At 68.9% G+C, this 3,221-nt stretch carries 2 protein-coding genes and 1 tRNA gene; all 3 read left to right on the forward strand.

Translation table 11 applies throughout. The features are described 5' to 3' along the window. The first annotated feature begins 341 nt into the window (after positions 1 to 341). On the forward strand, positions 342 to 1,838 hold the full coding sequence (proP, locus tag ACFW9Z_RS25095; RefSeq protein ID WP_384644651.1) for a glycine betaine/L-proline transporter ProP: 1,497 nt from the start codon (positions 342 to 344) through the stop codon (positions 1,836 to 1,838). A gap of 120 nt (positions 1,839 to 1,958) precedes the next feature. Then, positions 1,959 to 2,963, forward strand: coding sequence for an HNH endonuclease (locus ACFW9Z_RS25100; protein WP_384644653.1), 1,005 nt, complete (start codon positions 1,959 to 1,961; stop codon positions 2,961 to 2,963). A 53-nt stretch (positions 2,964 to 3,016) separates the two neighbouring features. After that, positions 3,017 to 3,100: transfer RNA gene (locus ACFW9Z_RS25105), tRNA-Leu, on the forward strand. Positions 3,101 to 3,221 lie beyond the last annotated feature (121 nt).

Consider the following 3,221-nt stretch of genomic DNA (forward strand, 5'->3'; position numbering starts at 1 on the left):
CCCCGACCACGTCCCCCACCGGGGGCGGTGGCCCGCGCGGGGGGGGGCCGCGGCCCCGGCGGGGCCTCCCCCGGGCCCCCCGGGGGGGTGCGGGCCCCGGGGCCGGCCCCGGGGGGGCCCCCGGCCCCGGGCACGCCCCCGGCGGCCCGGGACCGGGACACCCGACCCCCTGTCCGCCCCCGCCCCGCCCCGCCTCCGCCCCTCCCCCACACCTCCTCCGCCCCCGGAACGATGTCGAGATCATGTGAGGGACATCGCATCGGCCCATGAAGTCGGTTTGCGACCGCCATCACCGCGCAGAAGCCTTTCCTGGAACACCCTTCCGAGGAAAGGACCCGGCCATGGCGGCCCCCGACCCCGACCAGGCGGCCGACCCCCAAGCGGTCAAACGCCACCCCACGCTCTTCCGGGCCGCCCGGAAGCGTAAGAATCCCCGGTTGCGCCGGACGGACATCACCGTCACGGACGACGCCGCGGTGAAGCGTGCGGTGAAGGCGGCGTCGCTGGGCAACGCCATGGAGTGGTTCGACTTCGGCATCTACTCCTACCTGGCCGTCACGATCGGCCATGTGTTCTTCCCGTCCGGGAACGAGACCACACAGCTCCTCTCCTCCTTCGCGACCTTCGCGGTGGCCTTCCTCGTACGGCCGCTCGGCGGCATGTTCTTCGGCCCGATGGGTGACAAGGTCGGCCGCAAGAAGGTCCTCGCGCTGACGATGATCCTGATGGCGGTCAGCACGTTCGCGATCGGTCTGATCCCGTCGCACGAAACGATCGGCATCGGGGCGGCGGCCCTGCTGATCTTCTTCCGGATGCTCCAGGGCTTCTCGACGGGCGGTGAGTACGGGGGCGCGTCCACGTTCATCGCGGAGTACGCCCCCGACAAACGGCGCGGCTTCTTCGGCAGCTTCCTGGAGTTCGGAACACTGGCGGGTTACGTCTGCGCGGCCGGACTCGTCACGGCCCTGTACGCCCTCCTGGACACCGCCCAGATGGAGTCCTGGGGCTGGCGCATCCCGTTCCTCGTCGCGGGCCCGCTGGGCCTGGTAGGCCTCTACCTGCGCCTCAAGCTCGACGAGACCCCGGCCTTCCAGAAGCTGGAGGGCGGCACGGCACACGCGACCGAGGCGGCGGACGGCGTCGAGACCACGGCCAAGGGCGACCTCGCCAAGATCTTCCGGCAGTACTGGCCGACGCTGATCCTCTGCATCTGCCTGGTGGGCGCGTACAACATCACCGACTACATGCTGCTGTCGTACATGCCGACGTACCTCTCCGACGAACTCGGCTACAGCGAGACGCACGGGCTGCTGATCCTGCTGGCGGTGATGGTGCTGCTGATGACGGTCATCGCCCAGGTCGGCAAGCTCTCCGACCGCTTCGGCCGCAAGCCGCTCCTCATGACCGGCATGCTGGGCTTCCTCTTCCTCTCCCTCCCGGCGTTCCTCCTCATCCGCATCGACGGCATCCTCCCGATCACGGTCGGCATGCTGCTGCTGGGCCTCTCCCTGGTCTGCATGCTCGGCACAATGTCCGCGGCGCTCCCGGCCCTGTTCCCGACGAACGTCCGGTACGGCTCCCTCTCCGTCGGCTACAACCTCTCCGCGTCGATCTTCGGCGGCACGACCCCCCTGGTGATCACGGCCCTGATCAGCTGGACCGGCTCCAACCTGATGCCCGCGTACTACGCGATGGCGGCGGCCCTGGTGGGCGTGATCGCGGTCGCCTGCATGAAGGAGACCGCCCAACAGCCCCTGATCGGCTCCCCGCCCTCGGTGGAGACGGACGAGGAGGCGGCAGAACTGGTCCAGGCCCAGGCCCCGGAGCCGAAGTTCTGAACGCTTCCGCCGCGCATGCCCCTTCACCCCTCTCCGGATTACGGACGTAACCATCCGATAAACGGGTCGTTACTCCGTACGAGGCTGCGAACGTGCGGCCGGAACGGAGGGGGCAGCGGCATGGGGAACAGCCCGTACACGCAGGAGCGACTGGCGGAGGCCATAGCCGCGTCAACGAATTGGACCGACTTGATGCGTCGGCTAGGGCTGCCGGAGAACGGCGGCAGGCGACGCACGCTCCAGCGGCAGGCGACGGCGTACGGGCTGGACACTTCGCACTTCAAGCAGCGGAACCCGTGGAAGAAGTACCCGGACTCGACGATCGCAGCAGCGGTGAAATGCTCCACTTCGCTGCGCGAGGTCGTCAACAGACTGGGTGCCCCACCGGCCAGCGGCACTCTCTCCCACATCAGCCGCCGTATCGCCGCCGCCGGAATCGATGTCAGCCACTTCCCGGGGCTGAACCGCCCGCAACTGGTCCTCCCTTTCACCACGGATGAGTTACGGGCCGCAGCGGCATCGGCCGACAGCATCCGGGGCACCGCACGCAATCTGGGTATGCCGGACGACGGCCGCTCACGCTCCGCGCTGGGTAGCCTGCTGCGGAGGCGCGGCATCGACATTTCACACTTTCGCAACGCGCGACTGGCGGTACCGGAGGACGCTCTGCGGCATGCGGTTCCCAGAAGCACCAGCTACGCGGACGTCATGCGAGCCCTCGGGCTCGACGTCAACGACACCAATCATCGCCGTGTGCGACGCAAAGTCGTTCAGCTGAAGCTCGATACCGGCCACTTCGCTCGACGCTCCTGGACGAAGACGCAGGTGTCCGAACCTCGCGCGGTCGCGCCGACCACCCTCGTCGTCAAACCGTCCGGTTCATCCCGCACCCAACACACACGGCTTCACCGCGCCTTGCAGGAGGTCGGTGTCGCGTACCGCTGTGTGTCCTGCGGCAACCCGGGCGAATGGCTGGGGCAATCGTTCACGCTCCAGATCGACCACATCAATGGGGACTGGCTGGACAACCGGGCAGAAAACCTGCGCTACCTGTGCCCGAATTGCCACGCGCTGACAGACACGTGGTGCCGTAACCGACGACCGAGGAGTCAGACGAGAACCTGATTCGGATGCCCGTACCGTGCGGGACGCCCTCCCCGCTAGCATGGCTCTTGGATGCGGCCGTGTCGGAACTGGCATACGAGCGGCGCTTAGAACGCCGTGGGAGAGATCCCTTGTGGGTTCGAGTCCCACCGGCCGCACAGCAACCGAGAGGGTCGCCCCCCGGCCCGGGGGGGGCCCACACGGGGGGCGAAGTGGCCGGGACAGCCCCCCCCCGCCCCGCCCACCCCCCCCACCGCCCGCCACGCCGAGCCGCCGGGG

It is taken from the genome of Streptomyces sp. NPDC059452 (genome assembly GCF_042750035.1).
GTDB lineage: Bacteria > Actinomycetota > Actinomycetes > Streptomycetales > Streptomycetaceae > Streptomyces.

Excerpts from the sequence above, each read along its gene's own strand:
- proP (WP_384644651.1), top strand. The coding sequence starts at position 342 with ATGGCGGCCCCCGACCCCGACCAGGCGGCCGACCCCCAAGCGGTCAAA.
- ACFW9Z_RS25100 (WP_384644653.1), top strand. The coding sequence starts at position 1,959 with ATGGGGAACAGCCCGTACACGCAGGAGCGACTGGCGGAGGCCATAGCC.